The following is a 21,390-nucleotide window of genomic DNA, read 5'->3' as shown; positions in this document are numbered from 1 at the left end:
AAATCCGGTGCAGTGGCGGGTTACTGGCAGTGGGCGGGCATTGCTGGGGACGGCTGATTACCGGATGGTTTTGGGCGGAAGGGAGTGGTCCGATGAGGCGACGTCCAGCGGCGGTCGGGTATTTACGTCGAGATGTTTCCGGAGCGCGGCAGCAGTGGGATGAGGTGCTGATCCGGAGTTTGGCGCAGCGGTTCGGTTATGAGCTTGCCAAGACGGTGGTGTTCGGTGCGGAGACCGCCGACGTCACCGAGCGGTTGGTGACGGTGGCGCGGCGGCTGGATACGGATGCCGTGATCGTGCCGAGCACAGCGCATTTCGAGGGCGGCGTGCCCGACGAACTGGTGCAGGTGTGCGATGTCATCACCGTGGCGCCGGAGTACACGTACGCCCGTCGACCGAGCTCTCCTTTTGTGGACGGGATGGAAGGCCCCAGGCCCGCTTGACCTTCGCGGAACTGGTTGGTTCCGCACACATTCGGTGTTGGTAGAGCAGCGGAACTGTGCGGAGGCGACTAACTCACAGCCGAAGCCGACGCCGTGAAGGTATTGCATTGGGTCGTGCGGTTCTTGTCCAGACCCGATTCGAACCACCGGCCGCCGTTTTCGGAGGTGCCGTGGTCGCGCATGTCGCCCGCTTGGTCGCCGCGACCGTAGGCATCCTTGCGCGCGAGGGTGAGCTGGGAGTTGGTGAGTGACCCGCCGCCGGAGGACGAGTTGAGGTACATGCCGTCGAAGCAGTTGGCCTGCAACTCGACTCGGCGCGACAGTTCGAGACCGCGGGTGGTGCGGGGGCCCGCGTCGGCGCGGTCGCTGTTGGCCTTGCGCAGGATGCCGGACATGGCTTGCACGTGGTGGCCGTACTCGTGCGCGAAAACCGACAGGTAGACGACCCAGTTGTCTTTGAAGAAATCGGTCTGCAGCTGGCTGATCGGCATGTAGATGGTTTTGTTCGCCGGGCAGTAGAAGGCGGCGAAGTTGCTGGTAGAGCCGGTGCACGGGGTGGTGATGCCGGTGGTGGTCGCGCTGACGTTGAGTGCAGGCGAGGTGAACGGCAGATTCGCCTTCTGCAGCACCGGTTTCCAGGCCGCCTCGAGGCAGCCCGCAGCACTTTCGAAGAACTTGCGTGCGGCGTCGACCTGCGTGCCCCACGGCGAGTACGCGCAGCGTGACGGGATGAGCGTCGCGCTCGGATCGGCCAGCAGCGGATTGGCGCCGGTCTCGGCCGGGCCGGTGGCGCCGTCGGGAGCGAAGGTGAGACTCGGTGCGGGACCCGTCGCGGCGCTGTCGTCCTTGCCGGTGGATATCGCGTTGCGCACCAGGCCGCCCGCGACCAGGAAAACCACGACGACCAACACGGCGATCCACGCGCCGCCACCGCCGGACCTGCGGCGCGGGGTGTGCGGCGGACGTCCGGGCGGACCGTAGGGCATCGGCGGCGGTGCGCGATGTCCGGGCGGCGGACCGTATCCGGGCGGCGAATAACCAGGTGGCGGACCGTATCCCGGCTGTTGGCCGTAACCGGGCTGCTGCCCGTACCCCGGCTGCTGCCCGTATCCCGGCTGCTGGCCATAACCTGGCTGTCCCGGCGGCGGCCCGTATCCGGGCGGCGGACCGTAACCCGGCGGCGGCCCATATCCGGGCCCAGCGGGCTGTCCGTACCCGGGCGGGGGCGGAACAGGTCGCCCACCAGGCGGAACCGGTCCATATCCGTACGGTGGTTGTGTCACGCCCCCGTACCCCCTCGTCTCAATGATCACCGACAGCCGATGACGCAGAATAGCAAGCTGTCTAAAGTAGGCAGCCATGCTGACTTTTCGGGGGGGCGCCGTAGGCGCGCTGCTGCTCGCCACCGTGGGATTGCTCGCGACCGCCCCGATCGCCCACGCCCAGCCCGCCCCGAGCGGTGTCACCATCATCGCTGATCTGAAGCTCAGCCGCGAGGGCGTGCTCGAGGTGGTCGAACAGGTCGACGTGCCCGCCGACGGCTCGTTCCGGATGTCGCTGCCGTTGCGACTGAAGGTGAGTGACGACGTCGAGCGCTATTTCAAGGTCACCGACGTCGACACCAAGGGTGCGGGCACGGCGACGGTGGCGAACGATCAATTCACCATCGAGGCGAAGCCAGGGGAGTCGACGTTCACCTATTCGGTGCACAACCTGGTCAATGACGCACCGGGCAGTCAGGTGTTCAACTGGCTCGGGGTGATGGGCAGCGATATCGCGTCGATCAGCGCCACGTTGATCAGCCCGAGCTTCGAAATGGGCATCGTGGACTGCAAACTCGGCCCGCCCGGCAACACCAGGCCGTGCGCCGATGTGAAGACCGAGGTCGACGGCGTGCTCCATCTGGAGCAGACCGATCTGAAAAAGGGTGACGCGATCGACCTCACCCTGCAGTTGCCGCCGGGCAGTGTGCCGAGCAACGCCGATGTGCGCGACAGCGGCGCTTCCGGCCCGTTCGCGATCACCACGCCGGTGCTCATCGCGTTCGGCGTGCTACTGGTCGCGCTGGCCGGACTTGCCGCCTTCGTACTCCGCGCACGCCGCCACAATGCCGCTGCCGCAACCGGATCGGAGACGCTCGACCCGCTGGTGCGCGACGGCGATCGAGTCCAGTTCACCTCGCCGGACGGGGTACTGCCCGGCGAGGCGGGTCTGCTGCTGGACGAGCACGTCGACCCGGTCGATATCGCCGCCACGGTGGTGGATCTCGCGGTGCGCCGGTACATCTGGGTCACGCCACTGGGGGAGACCGACTGGCGGATCACCCGGGTGAACGCGCCCGACGATCAGCTGCGCGACTACGAGAAGGTCGTCTATCGGGCATTGCTACCCGACGGCACCGACGCCGCCACCATCACCGAATTACGCGCGCCGGGACGGGTGCAGTCCGGACCGGTACGCACCGCCCTCGTCGCTGACGCGGTCACCCGTGGCACCTTCCTCAACCGCCGCCGCCCCGGCCTGGCGCTCTGGCTGGGCGGCGCGCTGATCGTCGCCGGTATCGCCGCGACGATCGCACTCGCCCTCACCTCGGGCCACGCACTGGTCGGTGTCGCGATCGCGCTGGCAGGCCTCGCCACCGTGCTGCTGCCCAAGTACCTGCCCGTCCGGACCACCCACGGCCTCGCCCTGACCGGACAGATCCGCGCCCTCCAGCGCGGCCTGGAATCGACCAGACGCGAACAGGTCCCACCGATCGATCAGGAAACGGTGTTCTCCCGCGCCCTGCCCTTCATGGTGATCGGCGGCCGCGCCGACAACTGGATCCGCGCCTTCCGCGACCTGAACCCCTCCGCCGACTCCCAGCCAGGCCTCTACTGGTTCGGCGGCTTCGACCGCGACCGCAACCTCCAACGCTTCGCAGGCCACTTCCCCTTCTTCATCACCGCCCTCGAAGCCCTCTTCGCCACCGCAGGCGACCCGCACCGCTAACTCGCACTTGACGCAGGTTGCGTGCTCTTCACGCAGGCTGCAACCTACGTCAGCAGCACGCTTCGTACGTCAAGCCAGCGGTGTGGGTGCCTCGGCGCGGACTGAGTGCTCGGTGTTCGTGATGGCGCGGCGGAGTAGGTCGCGGGCGGTGGCCAATTCGGTGGCGCGGCGGTCTAATTCGGCCAGGCGGTTCTGCAGTGCGGGGAGTACGTGGGGGCAGGCTCGGAGTGCGCCGTCGCTGTCAGCGCAGGGGAGTAGTTGTTCGATCACGCGAGTGGGGAGGCCGACGGCGAGCAGGGCGCGGATTTGGGTGACGCGTTGCTCGGCGGCCTCGTCGTACTCGCGGTAGCCATTGCTGCGGCGTTCGGCGGCGAGTAGGCCGACGCGTTCGTAGTAGCGCAGCAGGCGTTCGCTGATGCCGGTGCGGTCGGACAGCTCACCGATCAGCATGATTTGACCTTGTCATGGTGTCAGGGTTCAACACTCGGCGGGGTAACTCGATTCCTGAGGAGGACCGTTGATCATCGACGCGCACAGCCACGTCCACGTCCCGGTGGAAGACCACATCGCGCTGCTCGACGAGGCGGGTGTGGACAAGACCGTGCTCTTCATGTCCAGGCCGCATCCCGAACGAGCCACAGACCTCGCCGAGCTGCGGCAGGAGATGGAACTGTTGTACCAAGCGCTGGCCGGCGGCGGCAACGAGGCCCGCGACATCGCTTGGCGCGAACTGGATGCGGCGCTCACCGCGTACCCGGACCGGTTCATCGGCTTCGGCTCGGTGCCGCTGGACGCACCGGACGTCGGCTTGCTCGTCGACCGCGACGTGGTCGGCCGCGGGCTGCGCGGAATCGGTGAGCTGACCCCACCATCGGGCCGGGCGGCGCTGCTCGAGCCGGTGTTACGCGCCGCCACCGACCACGGTGGGCTCCCCGTGGTCGTGCACGGCGCCGCGCCCACTACCGCCGCCGACCTGCACACGCTGGCCGACCTGGCGCGAAGTTATCCACAGGTGCCGCTCGTGGTGTCCCAGCTCGGCGGTGCGCACTGGATGGACGCCATCGAGCTGGTCCGCGACACCCCCAGCATGTACCTCGAACTGTCCACCGCCAGTATCGTTTTCGCTGTCCGCATCGCCATCGCCGAGGTCCCTGAACGCACGCTCTTCGGCTCGGACGTGCCGTACGGTGACCCGGTCACCGCACGCCTCACCGTTGAGCGAGCGACACGTTCGCCACAGATACGCGAACTGGTCCTCGGTGGCACCGTTCAGCGGCTACTGGGTTGACGCCGGGATCCTCCCGGGCCAGCGCGTCGACACCGCACCAGTATTCCGGCGTACGCGTGAGTCGAGTGGCCACGGAGTGCCTCCGTCACCACTCGATTCCGCAGTACGCCGGAATGGTCAGGGCCAGTGCGGTTTCCGACGCAACGTAGACAAACCGTCCCTCCGTCCCGGTGTCGGGGCAGGCAGCCCGGCGTTCAGTCGGTCAGCGCCGTCCGGCGGATAGCGGCGAGCGGGTCTGCGTAGAGGACGCTCAGTGAGGTGACCACGGCCGCGAATTCCTGGACCTTGCCGCCGAATCCGCTGATCCGGATGTCGGTGGGCGGGAGGGTGGAACCCTGGTTGAACGCACGCGCCACGTGGGTGACGGCGGGGCGGTAGCCGGTGAAGGCTTGGCCGCCGAGGATCACCCGGTCCGGGTTGAGCATGTCCCGGACCATGGCCACGGTGTTGCCGAGGATGGTCGCGCGTTCGGCGAGCAGCTCGCGGGCCGGTTCCGAGCCCGACTCGGCCGCACGGTACAGGTCGACGATGGTCGAGCCCGCGGTTCCGTTGTGCGCCGGGATGATTCCGCGCCCGACCGCCCGCGAGTGCAGCGAACGGTCGCCGACGGTCGCCTCGAGGCAACCGCGCCTGCCGCAGGTGCATTCGACGTCGGAGCCGGTGGGCAGGTGCGCGATCGAGCCGGGCCCGTTGCTCGGCGTGTGCACGCGACCGTCCAAAGTCACTGCGACACCGGCGGTTTCGCGAACGTAGAAGTACAGGCTGCTGCCGCGTTCCGGACCGGCGACGCGACCGTTGATCGCATCACGCGATTCGATGGTGGGCAGCAACAACTCCGAGGCCGCCATCGCCTCGACGTGCGGCGCCACCGACACCGGCAGCTCGAGCACCTCGCCGAGCACGGCGCCGATCTGTGCGCCCTGCCATTCCAGCTTGGGATGGTCGACCACACCGGTGAGCGGATCGACTCGCCCGCCGATGGCGACGCCGGCCCAGAGCGGCTTGCGCCGATGCCATCGCTGCAGGAACGCCTTGGCGCTGCGCGCGACGGTGGTGGTGGCGAACTCCTGGCCGGTCTGCGGGGTGGCGATGGCCAAACCGCCGAGGATGCGGCCGCGCAGGTCGGCCGCCACGATCTTGGTGACCGCGGCGCCGATGTGGATGCCAAGGGTCAGGTACGCCTCGTGGTCGATCTCGAAGGGCACCCGCGGTCGTCCGACCGCACCCGACGCCGTCAGGTCGGGCCGTTCGCGCAGCAACCCGGCCGCGAGCAGCGCCGACACCTGGCGGTTGACCGTGGCGATGCTCAAACCCGTTGACCGCGCGGCATTGTCACGCGAGACGGGACCACCGGTGGCGGAGCGCAGGACCGCGGCCGCCGGGTTGTCGGCGATGCGCAGTTCCGGGGCGACCACGGGTCGCTGGACGCGGATGCGGCCGCCGGCAACCCTGGTGACGGATCGTTCAAGGGTAGGAAGGGACATGGTGAAGATTCCTTGCCGAGGTCCCGCGCCGGGCGGGACGTGCCTACATGGGCGACTAGGCAGCAAACGAGCCGAAAGAGGGGCTCAGCTGCAGCAAGGGCGACAACACAGTTCGCGCGTCAGCGGCAACCGCAAACCGAGCGCAGCGGTCACATAGGTGACCCGCAGTGCGTTCGGGCGGCCAGCAGACATGTAAATGAAATTAACACCGGTGACCGCAACTCACCAAGCCTCAACCCGCCGCTGTGTTCTCGCACACACCGTTTCCGCAGGTCACGGCTCGAGCGAGACGGACATACGTCGCTACTTCGGGCAATCAGGATCGGATGGGACGCGTTCGCACACGAAAAACCCGCCCAGCGCGAGGATGCTGAGCGGGTTTTGTCGCGGCAGTGGCGACCGCGGCTTACTTCGCCGGGGCGAAAGGCTGATTGATCGTGGTGAAGTACTGAATTGCCGCACCGATGGCGACCGGGGCGGTGATCAGGATCTGGCCCGCGACGGTGCCCAGGGCGCCGACGGCGATGATGCCGCCGAGGCAGCCGACGGCGGCGGCCGGGATGAACGGGCCGAAGAGCCCGATGATGGTGGCCGAGGCGGCGGTGGCGCCGAGGATGCCGCCGAGCACGCAACCGACGGCCGCGCCGCCGAGGCCACCGACGAGGGTGCCGATGGTCGCGCCCGCGCTGATCGTGCTGGTCAGTCGGCTCCAGGCCGCCTGCTCACGGTCGTACTCGGACTTCCACGGCGCCTTGTCTTCGAACGGCAGGGCGACCGGCTTGTAGGTGGCGTGCTGGGTGTCGATCTGCGGGGTGAGCGTCGCGGTGCGCTCGGAAATCTGCGCGGCGATTGGGAATTCGAAGTCGTCGATCTTCAGCTTCAGCGGTGTCGCCGCGACGGTGGTGCCGTCCGCGGCCTTGATCTTGAAGGCCGCGTCCTCGACCACCAGCGAGCCGGAATCCGTCGAGATGATCGATGACGTGTCGGTGGCGCGCGCGGTGTAGTTCACCGGGGGCGCGTCGGTCTGCGGTGCCGCGACCGATGTGCCTGCGGCTACCCCGGTCGCCATGGTCACCAGCGCCGCGACCACGGCAAGCTTCCTCATCCTCATGTACTGCAATCCCTCATCTCGATGGCTCTGTCGAGCCAAAGCATCGAGGAGAAAGCCCAGGAGAACGAGGGAATAACGCAGGCAGATTCCAATGCGCGACGCTCGGCGCCGGCGGGTCAGCGACCGCGGCGCATCTCGTCCACCCAGTCCGCGAACTCATCCGGTTCGGTATCTGCGCCGAGCATGTCCACCACCACATGGCCGACACACGCGGCGCGCAGCACCCGGTTCGCTACCACCTCGGTATCGCCCCACGGGATGAACGGTTTGGCGATCAGCAGCGACGCGATGCCGTGCGCGGCGGCCCACAGGTCGAGCACGACCGGCAGCGGGTCACCCGGGGTGATCACCCCGGCGTCCATGCATTCCTGAACCGTCCGCGAAAAACGCAGGAACGCACCGCTACCGAGCACCTGATCCACCGCGCCGCCGGACACCGACGGGATGGTCGCCAGCCGATACTGCTCGGGGTGCTCCCTGGCGAACCGGACGTAGGCCAGCCCCTGCTGGCACAGCCGCGTGATCGGCGAGACCGACGGATCGGATTCGGCCGCGATCGCGGCGTCCAGGTCCTCGAAGACCTGCACCACCACGGCCTCGATGAGCTCGTCCTTGTCGGCGAAATGCCGGTAGATCGACGGCGCGCTGACGCCGACCCGCTTGCTGATCTCGCGGATCGACACCGCGTCGGCATGCCCGGTACGTGCCAGCAATTCCCTTGCCGCGTCGAGGATTTCGGTGCGCAACTGAGCGCCGGTGCCGCGGGCCGACCGCGACCTGCCCGAACCGATCATTCGCGCCCGGCCAGTACTCGCTCGGTGGGATCGGGATCGACGTCCTCGCGCAATCCGATTCGGGCATGCAGCCGGGCCAGCGGCGCGGGCGCCCACCAGTTCCAGGTGCCCATCAGCTTCATCAGGGCCGGTGCGAGCATGGTGCGGATCAGGGTGGCGTCGGCGAGCACGGTCAAGGTTAAACCGAGCCCCATCAGCTGGATGAACGACACCTTCGAGGTGATCATCGCGCCCATCACGATGGCCATGAGAAGTGCTGCGGCAGTGAAGATTCGGCCGGTCCGCGCGACACCGACGGCGACGGCGTGCACGTTGTCCTTCGCGGTGCGCACCGTGACCCCATCGACGACCCGGCCGGAGGCGAGCCACTCCTCGCGGATGCGGGAGAGCAGGAATACCTCGTAGTCCATCGACATGCCGAACGCGAGGCAGAACATCAGGATCGGCATCGTCGGCGTCATGTAGCCGACCGGGGTGAAGCCGAGCAGGCCGGACAGGTGACCGTCCTGGAAGATCCAGACCATCGCGCCGAACGCGGCGGCCAGCGAAAGCGTATTGAGCACAATGGCTTTCAGCGGCAGTATCAGGCTACCGGTGAAAAGGAACAGCACCACGAAGGTGGCGAGCGCGATGAGCGCGATGGCCAGCGGCAGCCGCTTGCCGAGCGAGTCGAGGGCATCGGCATTGATCGCCGCGCCCCCGCCGAACAGTGTCTCGCCCGGAGCGGGCACGGCGCGCAGCTCGCGCAACTGTGCCTCGCCCGCCGGGGAGAACGGGTCGACCCGGGTCGCGACATTGATGTATTCGCCTGTGCTGTTCGCCATTCCGGCCGGGCCGTTGGCGACTCGCCCGCCCTTGATGTAGACGCCCGCACTGGACAGCACCGCCGAAACACCGTCCGCTTTGGACAGTCCCTTGGCGTAATCACCGATCGGCCCTTGGCCGCCCTGGTATCCGTCCAGCACGACGGTGGTGTTGTTGCCCGCGTTGGCCGCGGGGAACTCGGCCCGCAGTACATCGCCGACTTGGCGGGTGGCGGCGCTGGTCGGCAGCACCCGGTCGTCGGGATAGCCGAATTTCACGGAGAGAAACGGCGATCCGAGCGCGAGGAACAGCGCGACGAGCAGCACCGCGACCGGGATGGCATGCCCGGTCACCCAGGTCACCATCCGGTACCACCAGCTCTGCTCGGGCACCAGCGGCGCCATCGGATCGGGAGCCGATCGACCGAACAAGCGGCGCAACGGAACTCGGATGTCGAGCGAGTTCACCCGATGCCCCAGCAGCACCAGCGCGGCGGGCAGGATCAGAATCGCCGCCGCGGCCGCCGCGGCCACCACCGCGACGCCGGCGTAGGCGAACGAGCGCAGGAAGTAGATGTCGAAGATGCTCAGCACGGCCAGCGAAAGGGCAACGGTCAGTGCGGAATACAGCACCGTGCGGCCCGCGGTCTGCACGGCGCGAATGGTGGCGGCCACCGGTTCGAGGCCGTTGGTGAGCTCCTCGCGATACCGGCTGACGATGAACAGGCTGTAGTCGATGGCCAGCGCGAGACCCATCGCGGTGGTCATGTTCAGCGCGTAGATGGACACGTCGGTGATCAGCGTGAACATCCGCAGGATCGCCAGGGTGGTGAGGATGGCGAAGATGCCGACGGTCAGCGGCAGCGCGGCGGCGATCAGGCTGCCGAACACCAGCACGAGCACGACCAGCGACACCGGGATCGCGACGCCCTCCGCGACGGCGAGGTCGTGGGTGATCTGCTTGTTCACGTCGTGGAAGACGGCGGCGGTGCCGCTCTGCCGGACCGTGATGCCGTCGGTGGTTCCGGTGAGCTGCTCGGTGAGCTCGCCCGCGGCCACCTGGGATTGCGTGTCGTCGCCGGTCAGGTAGGCGAAGACCAGGGCTTCCTTGCCGCTGGTGCTGCGCAGTGCGGACGCCACCGCGGGCGGCGCGGTCCAGTACGACTGCACGCCCTTGACGTCGCCGCGGGCGCGCAACGTGTCGGTCAGGTGGAGGCCGACCGCGCGGGTGGCCGGTGCGTCCGCGCCCGCGTCCGAACTGACCAGTAGCACGTAGTTCGGTGCGGCCCCGTCGAAATTGTCCGCGAGCAGCCGTGCGACCTGGGACGATTCGGCATCGGGCGAGGTGAATCCGGCGGATTTCAGGTGCGACGCCGCCGTCGCGCCGAACACTCCGCAGAGGATCGCGAGTGCGGCCGCGGCGAGCAGGATCGCCCGGGGATATCGGGTGACGATCTGTGCAATCCGAATCAGCACGCGCGGCTCCCTTGCTCGACGCAGTATGTTAACGACGTTAGCGTAACGCCGTTAACCGGACGCGAACAGAGGGAACCGCCGGGCGATCAGTGATCCCGGTCACCCAACTGGCCCTGGCCGAAATGCCCTTCGCCGAATCGGCGCGGGGCGTGTCCGTGCACGCCCTCCGCGTAGGCGGTCTCGGCGTGCAGCGCGAAGTCGATGCCCGCGGTCTCGTCTTCGCGGCTCACCCGGAAGCCGAGGGTGCGATCGATGATCTTGCCGAGCGCGAAGGTCACCACGAACGCGAACGCCGCGACGACGAGCACGCCGACCAGTTGCTTGCCGAGTTGCGCGAGCCCGCCGCCGAAGAACAACCCCTCGACCCCGCCGGTCATCACCTGGGTGGCGAGCAGGCCGATCAGCACCGTGCCGACGATGCCGCCGACGAAGTGCACGCCGACCACGTCGAGCGAATCGTCGTAGCCCGCCTTGAATTTCCAGCCGACCGCGAACGAACACACCACACCGGCGGCGAGCCCGACGATCAGCGCGCCGAGCGTGTTCACCGATCCGCAGGACGGCGTGATCGCGACCAGACCGGCCACCACGCCGGACGCGGCACCGAAGGTGGTCGGCCTGCCGTCGCGGATCTGCTCGACCGCGAGCCAGCCGAGCATGCCGAGGCAGCCCGCCACCAGGGTGTTCAGAAAGACCGCCGCCGCAACACCATTCGCGGACAGCGCGGAACCGGCGTTGAAGCCGAACCAGCCGAACCACAGCAGGCCGGCGCCGAGCAGCACGAATGGCAGATTGTGCGGACGCATCGCATCGGTCTTGAAACCGATGCGCGGGCCGAGCACCAGGGCGAGCGCGAGTGCCGAAGCGCCGGAAGCGATCTCGACGACCAGGCCGCCCGCGTAGTCCAGCACGCCGAACGAGGCCAGCCAGCCGTCCGGACCCCACACCCAGTGCGCGATCGGTGCGTAGACCACCAGCGCCCAGACCGGCACGAAGATCATCCACGCGGCGAATTTCGCGCGGTCCGCGATCGCGCCACTGACCAGCGCCGCGGTCAGGATCGCGAAGGTCAGCTGGAAGGTGGCGAACAGCAGTTCCGGCACCGCGCCGTGCAGGGTGCTCGGATCGATGTTCGCCATGGCGAGGTGATCGAGATTGCCGATCAGGCCGCCGCCCGCATCATCGCTGAAGGCGAGGCTGTAGCCGAACAGCAGCCAGGCGACGGTCACCAGCGGAATCGCGATGAAGTTCATCATCAGCATGTTGAGCACGCCGGTCGAGCGCACCATCCCGCCGTAGAACAGCGCGAGCGCCGGTGTCATCAGCAGCACCAGGGCCGTGCTGACGAGCAGCCAGGCGGTGGCCGCGGGATCCAGGGGTGTGGACACGAGGAGCTCCTTCCACGCAAGACGCGGCCTCGCACATGCGTGACTCGCAAGCGCTCTTTGCGTTGCAAGGAAATTACCGAATGCTCACCGCCGGATTTGCGCTGGTCTACGAGTCGCGCGCAAGTCCGGACATGGGATGTTTGCCGACGGGTGCCGTTCGGCGGTGACCGATCAGGTGCGCGACTTGCGGGCGATCGCGCGCTGACCACGCTTGCCGGGGACAGGCAACTCGTCCTGGATGGCCACCCATTCGGCGGTAGTCAGCCACAGTTCCTGGACGCGGGCGTCGGCGGTGTTGTGGAAGACCCGGCGGCCGCGATCGTCGCGCAGTTCCTGGGCGACCGTGGACCAGCGCGGCGCGCGATCGTGCTCGGTGAGGTAGTCACCGAGGTAGGCGGCCACCGCGGTGCCGATCGTGTTGACCGGGCGCAGCGAGACCCGGTTGCCGTACTGATCGGAGTGGAAACGTCGCCCGGCGCACAGCGATCCGGCGTTGGCGTTGGAGGCGATCCAGCCGGCTCGCTGGGCGCGCTCGATCAGCCAGAGGTGTTTCACCGCCGAGGGGGCGATGTCGCCGATGCGAGTGCGGATCAGCGACATGACCTGCTCGGAGGACAGCACGTCGCGGCGGGTGGGGCCGATGCCGTGTGCGGTCCAGTGGGCGTCGGCCAGGGTGGCCAGTGCGCGGCCGAAGTCGTCGATGCTGCGCTGGGCGCGGCGGCCGAGCCGCTCGATGCGTTCGGCCTCGCGGCGCATCTCGTTCTGCGCAGTGAGGGTGCGGATCGCGGCCATCGTGGGCACCTGGCCGCGTTCGAGGAGCTCGAGGATGGCGGCGGAGGTGGCGGGATCGGCCGCAGCGGCCACCGGGAGCGAATCGCGTTTGATCGCGAAGTCCTGCGGGCTGATCGCGCGGCTCAGCAGGTCGACCGCGGAGCGATCGCCGGCGAAGTCGGTGCTGGACAGCAACGCGGTGGCGATGTCATCAGGCGTTTGCACGGTGAGAAGTTCCTCCGATGGATGTGGAACTCGGTTGCGCTGGAACTTGGCGGTGCGGGAACTTTGGTTGTGCCCCGGTCGGGATGAGGGACCGGCCGGGGCAACCAACCTGATGAAGGTTTGGCTACCGAAGTTGCCGATTGCCACGGTAGCCAGCCGATTGCGTCGGTGTCACCCTCGTTGACGCTTTCGTTATCTCCACAAACCTGCGGTAAATCGGGGAATGGGTACAACTTTTCCGGTCTACAAGGGGGAATTGGGCGGTATTTTCCCGCGTTCGACCGGTGCTTCGTCAGCGTTAGCTCATACGTTGCCGCTGTCGCTATCGGTCAGTGGGGGTTAAGAAGGGCTTCGGAATCTTGTGATTTGGATCACATGTCGAAGTCTGCGCTGGCGCTGTTTCGCCGCGCCGAGCCCGGCGCGCAGCGGGAATGTTCTTTGTCGGTGCGCGCCGGTAACCTCTGGCCGTGGCTCTGTACCGGAAGTACCGACCGGCAACGTTCGCTGAGGTAGTGGGTCAGGAGCACGTCACCGACCCACTGAGCATCGCCCTTGATACCGGCCGGATCAGTCATGCCTACCTGTTCTCCGGACCGCGGGGGTGTGGCAAGACGTCGTCGGCGCGCATCCTGGCGCGGTCGCTGAACTGCGTGCAAGGTCCGACCTCGACGCCGTGCGGCGTCTGCCCGTCCTGTGTCGCGCTCGGCCCCGGCGGCCCGGGCAACCTGGACGTGATCGAACTCGACGCCGCGAGTCACGGCGGCGTCGACGACACCCGCGAACTGCGCGACCGCGCCTTCTACGCGCCCGCCGAATCCCGCTACCGGGTGTTCATCGTCGACGAGGCGCACATGGTCACCACGGCGGGCTTCAACGCGCTGCTGAAGATCGTCGAGGAGCCGCCGGCCCACCTGATCTTCATCTTCGCCACCACCGAGCCGGACAAGGTGCTGCCGACCATCCGCTCGCGCACCCACCACTACCCGTTCCGGCTGCTGCCGCCCGCCACCATGCGCGGACTGCTCGGCAAGATCTGCGACCAGGAGCAGGTCACCGTCGAAGAGGCGGTGTACCCCTTGGTGATTCGCGCGGGCGGTGGCTCGCCGCGCGACAGCCTCAGCGTGCTCGACCAGCTGCTGGCCGGCGCCGGTCCCGAGGGCGTCACCTATTCGCGGGCGGTGTCGCTGCTCGGCGTCACCGATGTCGCGCTGATCGACGACGCGGTCGGCGCGCTGTCCGACAACGACGGCGCGGAACTGTTCGGCACCGTCGACCGGGTGATGGAGGCGGGGCACGATCCGCGCCGCTTCGCCGTCGACCTGCTCGAGCGGTTGCGCGACCTGATCTTGATGCGCGCGGTGCCCGACGCGATCCAGCGCGGGTTGGTCTCCGGGCCGGAGGACGTGCTCGATCGGATGAGCGAGCAGGCCGGGCGCCTCGGCCCGGCCACGTTGGCTCGGTATGCGGAGTTGCTGCACGAGGCACTCGGCGAAATGCGCGGCGCGACTTCACCGCGGTTGCTGCTCGAGGTCGTCTGCGCGCGCATGCTGCTGCCGTCGGTGTCGGATGCGGAATCCGCGACCTTGCAACGGTTGGAGCGGCTCGAGCGTGGGTTCGCAGGTGGGGTAGTTGCCGCTGCGCCCGTGGCAGCGTCGGGCTCGGCGCCTGCTGCCGCGGCACCCGCTGCGGCGGCGCCGCGAGTCGCGCCCGCCACCACATCGGGCGAGTCGACCCGGCGACGCGGTGCGGAGGCGTTGGCCGCGATCCGCCGTGAAACCGCTGGATCGGGTGGTGCCGCCGCCGACAGTGCGGGTGCTGGTGGCGCGCCTGGATCGCGTGGCGAAACTGCTGAAGCAGCAGCCGCGAGCGTCCCGCTGACTGATAGTCGGACCGAATCGAGTGCTTCGACCGCTGGCGCGCCATCCGCGGGCGACGCGGGTGCTGCGCGAAGTGCCCACGAGGCAGCGGGAACCCGACCGGCTGATATGTCGACAGGTTCGGGTGCCGCTCCTATCGGCCACCAGGCGGCAGCGGCACCGCCCGCCGATACTTCGACAGGCTCGAGTGCGTCGGTCCCCGAGGCTGCGGCGGAGGCTGCGCGCAGTGGCGATGTGGCGGGAGCGCGACCAGCCGACAATTCGACCGGCTCGAGTGCGGCGGACGCGACGGCCGAGGGTGGCGTACCGCCCGCCCGCGACCACGATCAGGCGGGCGAAGCCGGTCGAACTCGACCGGATATTTCCGATACCGGCGTTCAGGTCGGTGCTGACCCCAATGCCGCAGCGTCTGTGGTCGGGCCAAGCGCCTCGGTCGATCAATCGAGTGGGTCGGCCTCGGCCGAGTCCGCGCCGAGATCGACAGGCACCGTGCCGGAGCAAGTTCCGGCAGGTTCGAGTTCGCAGGTTCCCACCGCGGATGCGTCCGAAGTTCAAGCGGCACAGGAATTTTCCCCAGCTGAGCCGGTTGGCGGCGAGGTTGCCGAGCAAGCGTCCGCCGGGGCTGGCCGGACCACCGCTGCGCAGCCGGAGCCAGTGGCCGCCGCTGCGTCGCCCGACGAGGCAGTGCACTCCGATCCGGTGGCCGAGCCGGAACTGTCGGCTCCCGCCGGGTCGAACGCGGATCTGCTGCGCGAGGTCGAGGGCGCCTGGGCGGATATTCGGGCCAAGGTGCGCGAGTTCGGCGCCGCCGTGCAGGCGATGCTGGCCGGTGCCTCGGTGTCGCGCATCGAAGGCGACACCATCGTGTTCACGCATCAGCACGCGCCGCTGGCGCAGCGGCTCTCGGATCCGCGCAACCTGGACGCCGTGCGTTCCGCCGTCCACGCGGTGCTCGGACGCGAGCACGACGTGCGCTGGGAAGCAGGCGGTGCCGCCGCGCGACCTGCGGCGACGCAGCGGGCCGGTGCGGCGGCGAAACCCCAGCGCAGTGCCGCGCAACCGGCCGGGCGTGAATCCGGCAACGCGGCCGGGCGCGCCTCGGATGCGCCTGCGCCGCCGCGTTTCTCGCGGCCGAGCCAGGCCAAGAACGCGGCGGCGGACCAGTCGGCGGGTGCGAACAAGCCGCGTTCGTTCGGCGGCGATGACGATATTCCGCCGCCCGATTTTCCCGATCTACCGGACGATCCCGGCCCTTTTGATTCAGCGCCGCCCGAGTCGGCGCAATCCCAGGTCGGCAACGGGACAGGCGGCGGCGTCGGCCGGGCTGCCGACGGCGCGGTACCGGAGACCACGCCGGAGGACGAAGAGGAGATGATCCGGGCCGCGGCGGTCCCGGTGGCGCCGGAGGATCGGCGCGACCCCGACGAGGCTGCCCTCGAATTGCTGAAGAGTGAGCTCGGTGCCACACGGCTGAGTGGTTGACAAGCACCGCCGCCAGGACGTTAAGTTAACCGGAGTTCGCACACCACGGTAGTATGAACGGGTGGCCGTGAGCTCCGGTACGACGAGGTTCTATGGTATGCCCAGGCGTATGGGCGATCGGAACCTGCGTCCGCCGTCGCATGCCGCGTTTTGTACAGCGTCAGGACGGTCGGTCGCAGGGCCGGTCGGCGAGGTTACCCGCAGTGAAACCGCAGTATGCGGTGCCGTTGCACAGAGCGCTCGGACGGACGACGTCCGGCCGCCGCACCTTTAAGGAAGGAACACTCCGATATGACCACAGAGGCCTACATTTACGAGGCCATCCGCACTCCGCGCGGCCGCGGCAAGAAGAACGGCTCGCTGCATTCGGTCAAGCCGATCGACTTGACTGTTGGTCTGATCCAGGAGCTGCGCGGCCGCTTTCCGAACCTCGACGAAGACCGGATCTCGGATCTGATCCTCGGTGTCGTCAGCCCCGTCGGTGACCAGGGCATGGACATCGCCCGCACCGCGGTGACCGTGGCAGGCCTGCCTGACACCGTCGGCGGCTTCCAGCTCAACCGGTTCTGTGCCTCCGGCCTCGAGGCCGTCAACCTGGCCGCGCAGAAGGTGCGCTCCGGCTTCGACGACCTGGTGCTGGCCGGCGGCGTCGAGTCCATGTCCCGCGTGGCGATGGGCTCCGACGGCGGCGCGTGGGCGCTCGACCCGGCCACCAACTACGACACCTACTTTGTGCCGCAGGGTGTTTCGGCCGACCTGATCGCCACCATCGAGGGCTTCAGCCGCGATGACGTGGACGCCTACGCGGTGCGCTCGCAGGAGCTGGCCGCCAAGGCCACCACCGGCGGCTACTTCGCCAAGTCGGTCGTCCCGGTCAAGGACCAGAACGGCATCATCGTGCTGGACAAGGACGAGCACATGCGTCCCGGCACCACCGCCGAGGACCTGGCCAAGCTCAACCCGTCCTTCGCCGTGATCGGTGAGATGGGTGGCTTCGACGCGGTCGCGCTGCAGAAGTTCTACTTCGTCGAGAAGATCAACCACGTGCACCACGGTGGCAACAGCTCGGGCATCGTCGACGGTGCCGCGCTGGTGCTCGTCGGCACCGAAGAGGCGGGCAAGGCGTCCGGCCTGACCCCGCGTGCGCGCGTCGTCGCGACCGCGACCAGCGGCGCCGACTCCACCATCATGCTGACCGGCCCCACCCCGGCCGCCAAGAAGGCGCTGGCCAAGGCGGGTCTGACGATCGAGGACATGGACCTCGTCGAGATCAACGAGGCGTTCGCCTCCGTCGTGCTGAAGTTCCAGAAGGATCTGAACGTCCCGGACGAGAAGCTGAACGTCAACGGTGGCGCGATCGCGATGGGCCACCCGCTGGGTGCCACCGGCGCGATGATCACCGGCACCATGGTCGATGAGCTCGAGCGCCGCAACGGCCGCTACGCCCTGATCACCCTGTGCATCGGCGGCGGCATGGGCGTGGCGACCATCATCGAGCGCGTCTAAACCCCAACCGACAGCTGAGAATTCAAGGAGACACAGAGCTGTGAGCGAAACCAACATGATCGGTTGGGAGCAGGATTCGGACGGCATCGTCACGCTGACGATGGACGACCCGAACCAGGGCGCCAACACGATGAACGAGCTGTACAAGACGTCGATGACCGCGACAGTCGAGAAGCTCGAGGCCGAGAAGGACAACATCACCGGCGTGGTGATCACCTCGGCGAAGAAGACCTTCTTCGCGGGCGGCGACCTCAAGAACATGATGAAGGTCGGCCCGGAAGACGGCCAGGGCGTGATGGAAGAGCTCTTCACCATCAAGGATGCGCTGCGCCGCCTGGAGACCCTCGGCAAGCCGGTCGTCGCCGCCATCAATGGCGCGGCGCTCGGCGGTGGCCTCGAGATCACCCTCGCGACCCACTACCGGATCGCCGCCGACGTACCGGGCGTGCAGCTCGGCCTGCCCGAGGTCAGCCTCGGCCTGCTGCCGGCCGGCGGCGGTGTCACCCGCACCGTGCGCATGCTCGGCCTGCAGAACGCCCTCATGCAGGTGCTGTTGCAGGGCAACAAGTACCGCCCGGGCAAGGCCAAGGAAATCGGCCTGATCAACGAGGTCGTCGGCTCGGTCGAGGAACTGGTGCCCGCCGCCAAGGCGTGGATCAAGGCCAACCCCGAGGGTGGCGTGCAGCCGTGGGACAAGAAGGGTTACAAGATCCCCGGTGGCACCCCGTCCACCCCGGCGTTCGCGGCGAACCTGCCCGCGTTCCCGGCCAACCTGCGTAAGCAGCTCAAGGGCACCAACATGCCTGCGCCGCGGGCGATCATGTCCGCCGCGGTCGAGGGCGCGCAGGTCGACATCGACAACGCCTCGCTCATCGAGTCGCGCTACTTCGTGCACCTGCTCACCGGCCCGGTCGCGAAGAACATGATCCAGGCGTTCTTCTTCGACCTGCAGTCCATCAACAACGGTGGCTCGCGGCCGAACGATGTGCCCAAGAAGGACATCAAGAAGATCGGCGTGCTCGGCGCGGGCATGATGGGCGCGGGCATTGCGTATGTCTCCGCCAAGGCCGGCTACGACGTCGTGCTCAAGGACGTCACCATCGAGGCGGCCGAGCGCGGCAAGAACTACTCCGAGAAGATCGAGGCCAAGGCCCTCTCCCGTGGCAAGACCACCGAGGAGAAGTCGAAGGCGCTGCTGGCCCGGATCACCCCGTCGGCCGACGCCAAGGATTTCGACGGCGTGGACTTCGTGATCGAGGCCGTCTTCGAGAACACCGAGCTCAAGCACAAGGTGTTCCAGGAGATCGAGGACATCGTCACCCCGGACGCGCTGCTGGGCTCGAACACCTCGACCCTGCCGATCACCGGTCTCGCGGCCGGTGTGAAGCGCCAGGAAGACTTCATCGGCATCCACTTCTTCTCGCCGGTCGACAAGATGCCGCTGGTGGAGATCATCAAGGGTGCGAAGACCTCGCCCGAGGCGCTGGCCCGGGTGTTCGACTACACCCTCGCGATCAAGAAGACCCCGATCGTCGTCAACGACAGCCGCGGCTTCTTCACCTCGCGCGTGATCGGCACCTTCGTCAACGAGGCGATCTCCATGCTCACCGAGGGCATCGAGCCCGCGACCATCGAGCAGGCCGGTCTGCAGGCGGGCTACCCGGCCGCGCCGCTGCAGCTGTCGGATGAGCTGAACCTCAAGCTCATGCAGAAGATCGCCAAGGAGACCCAGGAGGCCGCCGAGCACGGCGACACCACGATGGGCAAGAAGCGGCACCCGGCCCAGGACGTCATCGACTACCTGGTGTCCGAGGGGCGTCCGGGTCGTCTGGAGAAGGCCGGCTTCTACGAGTACGACGAAGACGGCAAGCGCACCGGCATCTGGCAGGGCCTGCGCGATCACTTCAAGACCACGGCGGGCTTCGGTGTCCCGCTGCAGGATCTGATCGACCGCATGCTGTTCATCGAGGCGATCGAGACCCAGAAGTGTTTCGACGAGGGTGTGCTGGAGACCACCGCCGACGCCAACATCGGCTCGATCTTCGGCATCGGCTACCCGGCCTGGACCGGTGGTGTGCACCAGTTCATCGTCGGTTACCCGGGCGGTCAGGCGGGCTTCGTGGCTCGCGCCGACGAGCTCGCCAAGACCTACGGTGAGCGTTTCGAGGTCCCGGCCTCGCTGCGTAAGTAGTCCCAACGGCAAAGCCCGCCACCGCGTTTCGCGGCGGCGGGCTTTCGCCGTTTTCGGGGCTGTTCGGCGGATTCGGGTGCTGTTCACCTGTTGGTACCGCATTGTGGATAGCGTGATACGCGTGAGACGTGGACAGGCACGACGTGGGCAAGCTCTGGTGGTCGCGAGCATCGCGGTGGCGCTCGGCGTAGCGCCCGCCGCCGCGGCGCCGGACGCCCGCCCCGCGGTCCGGCTGCTCGGCGAGCAGGTGGTGCCCAACGACCTGGTCTTCCACGACACCGCGGTCGGCGGCCTGTCCGGGATCGACTTCGATTCCCGCACCGGCGATTACGTGCTGATCAGCGACGACCGGTCCGAGCGTGATCCGGCCCGGTTCTACACCGCTCGTTTCCCGGTGGGCGAAAACGGTATCGGCCCGGTGACTTTCACCGGCACGCGACCGCTGCTGACCGCCGAGGGCGCTGCCTACGGCCCGAAGTCGGTGGACCCCGAGGAGATTCGGGTCGACCCGTGGACCGGCGACTACTACTGGACGCAGGAGGGGGAGCGCACCGCTACCGTGCTCGCCGACCCCTCGGTCCGGGTCGCGCGGCCCGACGGCACCTTCGCGGCCGAGCTGCCGATTCCGAACAACGAACGGATGCAGCCGAATTCGGGTCCGCGGCAGAACCTGGCGCTGGAGGGCGCGACGTTCACCGCCGGTGGTTCGCTGTTGGTGACCTCGGTGGAAGGCCCGCTGCTGCAGGACGGTCCGCTCGCCACGACGACGGCGGGCGCGACCTCGCGGCTCACCGTGCAGGCGCGGTCGGGTCAGCTGCTCGCCCAGTACGCGTACCCGATGGAGCCGGTGTTCGCCGAGTCCCGTCCCCAGCCCGATCTGGGCATGAACGGCATCTCCTCGATCCTGGCCGTCGACCCGGTCGACCCGTCGAAGATCCTGGTCCTGGAACGCTCTTTCGTTTTCGGCGTCGGTAACAAGATCAGGATCTACGAGGCCGACCTGAGTGCCGCCACCAACGTGCTGGACGCCCCGCTCGGCACTGCCCGCCCGGTCACCAAGCGTCTGCTGGTCGACCTGGCCGACGTCGGCCTGCGCAACATCGACAATGTCGAGGGCATGACCTGGGGCCCGCGCCTGCCCTCCGGCGAACGCACGCTGATCCTGGTGAGCGACAACAACTTCGCCGACAACCAGATCACCCAGTTCATCGCCTTGGCCGTCCGCTAGGCCGTCGAGCCGCAAATAATTCCAGCGTTGCCCAGCTATTCGGCGCGTAAGTCCTCGGTCGCGTCGCGATACGCATCGGCGGCCCGAGTGAAGTAGTCGAGCCGAGGTGACCGGTATAAGGGCAGCCCGAAGACGCCGGACCGGCTGGGCAAGGTGCGGACCTACACGCTGGTCCGGTAGGCGGGTCGCTGGGAAATTGCGTCTTGCCACAACACCGAGCGTCAGAATGTTATGGAACGAATCTCGTTCCTGATCGCACCCGGGATCAGGCCTGCTGCGGAGCGCTGAGCAGGGAGAATTATGGGGGAAGGTCGAGGTGGCAAAGATCCTGT

At 67.8% G+C, this 21,390-nt stretch carries 15 protein-coding genes; 7 read left to right on the top strand and 8 right to left on the bottom strand.

Annotation, left to right across the window (positions count from 1 at the left end):
- Positions 1-92: 92 nt before the first annotated feature.
- On the top strand, positions 93-443 hold the full coding sequence (locus tag ABZ942_RS07595) for a hypothetical protein (RefSeq protein WP_357379905.1): 351 nt from the start codon (positions 93-95) through the stop codon (positions 441-443).
- Positions 444-511: 68 nt separating this feature from the next.
- Here ABZ942_RS07595 and ABZ942_RS07590 read toward each other — a convergent pair whose 3' ends face one another.
- Positions 512-1,726, bottom strand: a complete 1,215-nt coding sequence (locus tag ABZ942_RS07590) for a neutral zinc metallopeptidase (protein ID WP_357379904.1) — start codon at positions 1,724-1,726, stop codon at positions 512-514.
- 76 nt (positions 1,727-1,802) lie between these two features.
- Between ABZ942_RS07590 and ABZ942_RS07585 the strand changes: the two genes are divergently transcribed.
- Entirely contained in the window at positions 1,803-3,434 is a 1,632-nt protein-coding gene (locus ABZ942_RS07585) for a DUF2207 domain-containing protein (RefSeq protein WP_357379903.1), read from the top strand.
- Between the two features lie 69 nt (positions 3,435-3,503).
- Here the strand turns inward: ABZ942_RS07585 and ABZ942_RS07580 are convergent, their stop codons facing one another.
- A complete protein-coding gene (locus tag ABZ942_RS07580; RefSeq protein WP_357379902.1) occupies positions 3,504-3,884 on the bottom strand; it encodes a MerR family transcriptional regulator in 381 nt (126 codons plus the stop codon).
- Positions 3,885-3,951: 67 nt separating this feature from the next.
- On the opposite strand from ABZ942_RS07580, the gene ABZ942_RS07575 reads away from it, so the two are divergent.
- A complete protein-coding gene (locus ABZ942_RS07575; protein WP_357379901.1) occupies positions 3,952-4,722 on the top strand; it encodes an amidohydrolase family protein in 771 nt (256 codons plus the stop codon).
- 194 nt (positions 4,723-4,916) lie between these two features.
- Here the strand turns inward: ABZ942_RS07575 and ABZ942_RS07570 are convergent, their stop codons facing one another.
- The 6 genes from ABZ942_RS07570 to ABZ942_RS07545 form a co-directional block, all read right to left on the bottom strand.
- Positions 4,917-6,206 (bottom strand): ROK family protein, encoded by a 1,290-nt coding sequence (locus ABZ942_RS07570; RefSeq protein ID WP_357379900.1) that lies wholly within the window; start codon positions 6,204-6,206, stop codon positions 4,917-4,919.
- Between the two features lie 406 nt (positions 6,207-6,612).
- Positions 6,613-7,317: a hypothetical protein gene (locus tag ABZ942_RS07565; RefSeq protein WP_357379899.1), complete on the bottom strand. Its 705-nt coding sequence runs from the start codon at positions 7,315-7,317 to the stop codon at positions 6,613-6,615.
- 116 nt (positions 7,318-7,433) lie between these two features.
- Positions 7,434-8,063 (bottom strand): TetR/AcrR family transcriptional regulator, encoded by a 630-nt coding sequence (locus tag ABZ942_RS07560; protein ID WP_357379898.1) that lies wholly within the window; start codon positions 8,061-8,063, stop codon positions 7,434-7,436.
- A 44-nt stretch (positions 8,064-8,107) separates the two neighbouring features.
- Entirely contained in the window at positions 8,108-10,390 is a 2,283-nt protein-coding gene (locus tag ABZ942_RS07555) for an MMPL family transporter (protein WP_357379897.1), read from the bottom strand.
- A gap of 86 nt (positions 10,391-10,476) precedes the next feature.
- The gene (locus tag ABZ942_RS07550) at positions 10,477-11,778 is read right to left on the bottom strand and encodes an ammonium transporter (protein WP_357379896.1); all 1,302 of its coding nucleotides are present in this window, start codon (positions 11,776-11,778) and stop codon (positions 10,477-10,479) included.
- 171 nt (positions 11,779-11,949) lie between these two features.
- Entirely contained in the window at positions 11,950-12,774 is an 825-nt protein-coding gene (locus tag ABZ942_RS07545) for a hypothetical protein (protein ID WP_357379895.1), read from the bottom strand.
- Between the two features lie 467 nt (positions 12,775-13,241).
- On the opposite strand from ABZ942_RS07545, the gene ABZ942_RS07540 reads away from it, so the two are divergent.
- From ABZ942_RS07540 to ABZ942_RS07525, 4 genes are all read left to right on the top strand, one after another.
- A complete protein-coding gene (locus ABZ942_RS07540) occupies positions 13,242-16,133 on the top strand; it encodes a DNA polymerase III subunit gamma and tau (RefSeq protein ID WP_357379894.1) in 2,892 nt (963 codons plus the stop codon).
- 291 nt (positions 16,134-16,424) lie between these two features.
- Positions 16,425-17,639, top strand: coding sequence for an acetyl-CoA C-acetyltransferase (locus ABZ942_RS07535; RefSeq protein ID WP_357379893.1), 1,215 nt, complete (start codon positions 16,425-16,427; stop codon positions 17,637-17,639).
- 40 nt (positions 17,640-17,679) lie between these two features.
- Positions 17,680-19,830 carry a 3-hydroxyacyl-CoA dehydrogenase NAD-binding domain-containing protein gene (locus tag ABZ942_RS07530; RefSeq protein WP_357379892.1) on the top strand — a complete coding sequence of 717 codons (2,151 nt, stop codon included), beginning with the start codon at positions 17,680-17,682 and terminating at the stop codon, positions 19,828-19,830.
- Between the two features lie 121 nt (positions 19,831-19,951).
- On the top strand, positions 19,952-21,058 hold the full coding sequence (locus tag ABZ942_RS07525) for an esterase-like activity of phytase family protein (RefSeq protein ID WP_357379891.1): 1,107 nt from the start codon (positions 19,952-19,954) through the stop codon (positions 21,056-21,058).
- Positions 21,059-21,390: the final 332 nt, after the last annotated feature.

The sequence above is a fragment of the Nocardia sp. NPDC046473 genome, assembly GCF_040645995.1.
Lineage (GTDB): Bacteria > Actinomycetota > Actinomycetes > Mycobacteriales > Mycobacteriaceae > Nocardia.
The sequence above is the reverse complement of the archived record's forward strand: the minus strand, read 5'-3'. Positions and strand labels throughout refer to the sequence as shown.

Bases quoted from the DNA above. Each gene is read 5' to 3' on its own strand.
- ABZ942_RS07585 (WP_357379903.1), top strand. From the start codon at position 1,803: ATGCTGACTTTTCGGGGGGGCGCCGTAGGCGCGCTGCTGCTCGCCACC.
- ABZ942_RS07565 (WP_357379899.1), bottom strand. From the start codon at position 7,317: ATGAGGATGAGGAAGCTTGCCGTGGTCGCGGCGCTGGTGACCATGGCG.
- ABZ942_RS07535 (WP_357379893.1), top strand. From the start codon at position 16,425: ATGACCACAGAGGCCTACATTTACGAGGCCATCCGCACTCCGCGCGGC.
- ABZ942_RS07580 (WP_357379902.1), bottom strand. From the start codon at position 3,884: ATGCTGATCGGTGAGCTGTCCGACCGCACCGGCATCAGCGAACGCCTG.
- ABZ942_RS07570 (WP_357379900.1), bottom strand. From the start codon at position 6,206: ATGTCCCTTCCTACCCTTGAACGATCCGTCACCAGGGTTGCCGGCGGC.
- ABZ942_RS07595 (WP_357379905.1), top strand. From the start codon at position 93: ATGAGGCGACGTCCAGCGGCGGTCGGGTATTTACGTCGAGATGTTTCC.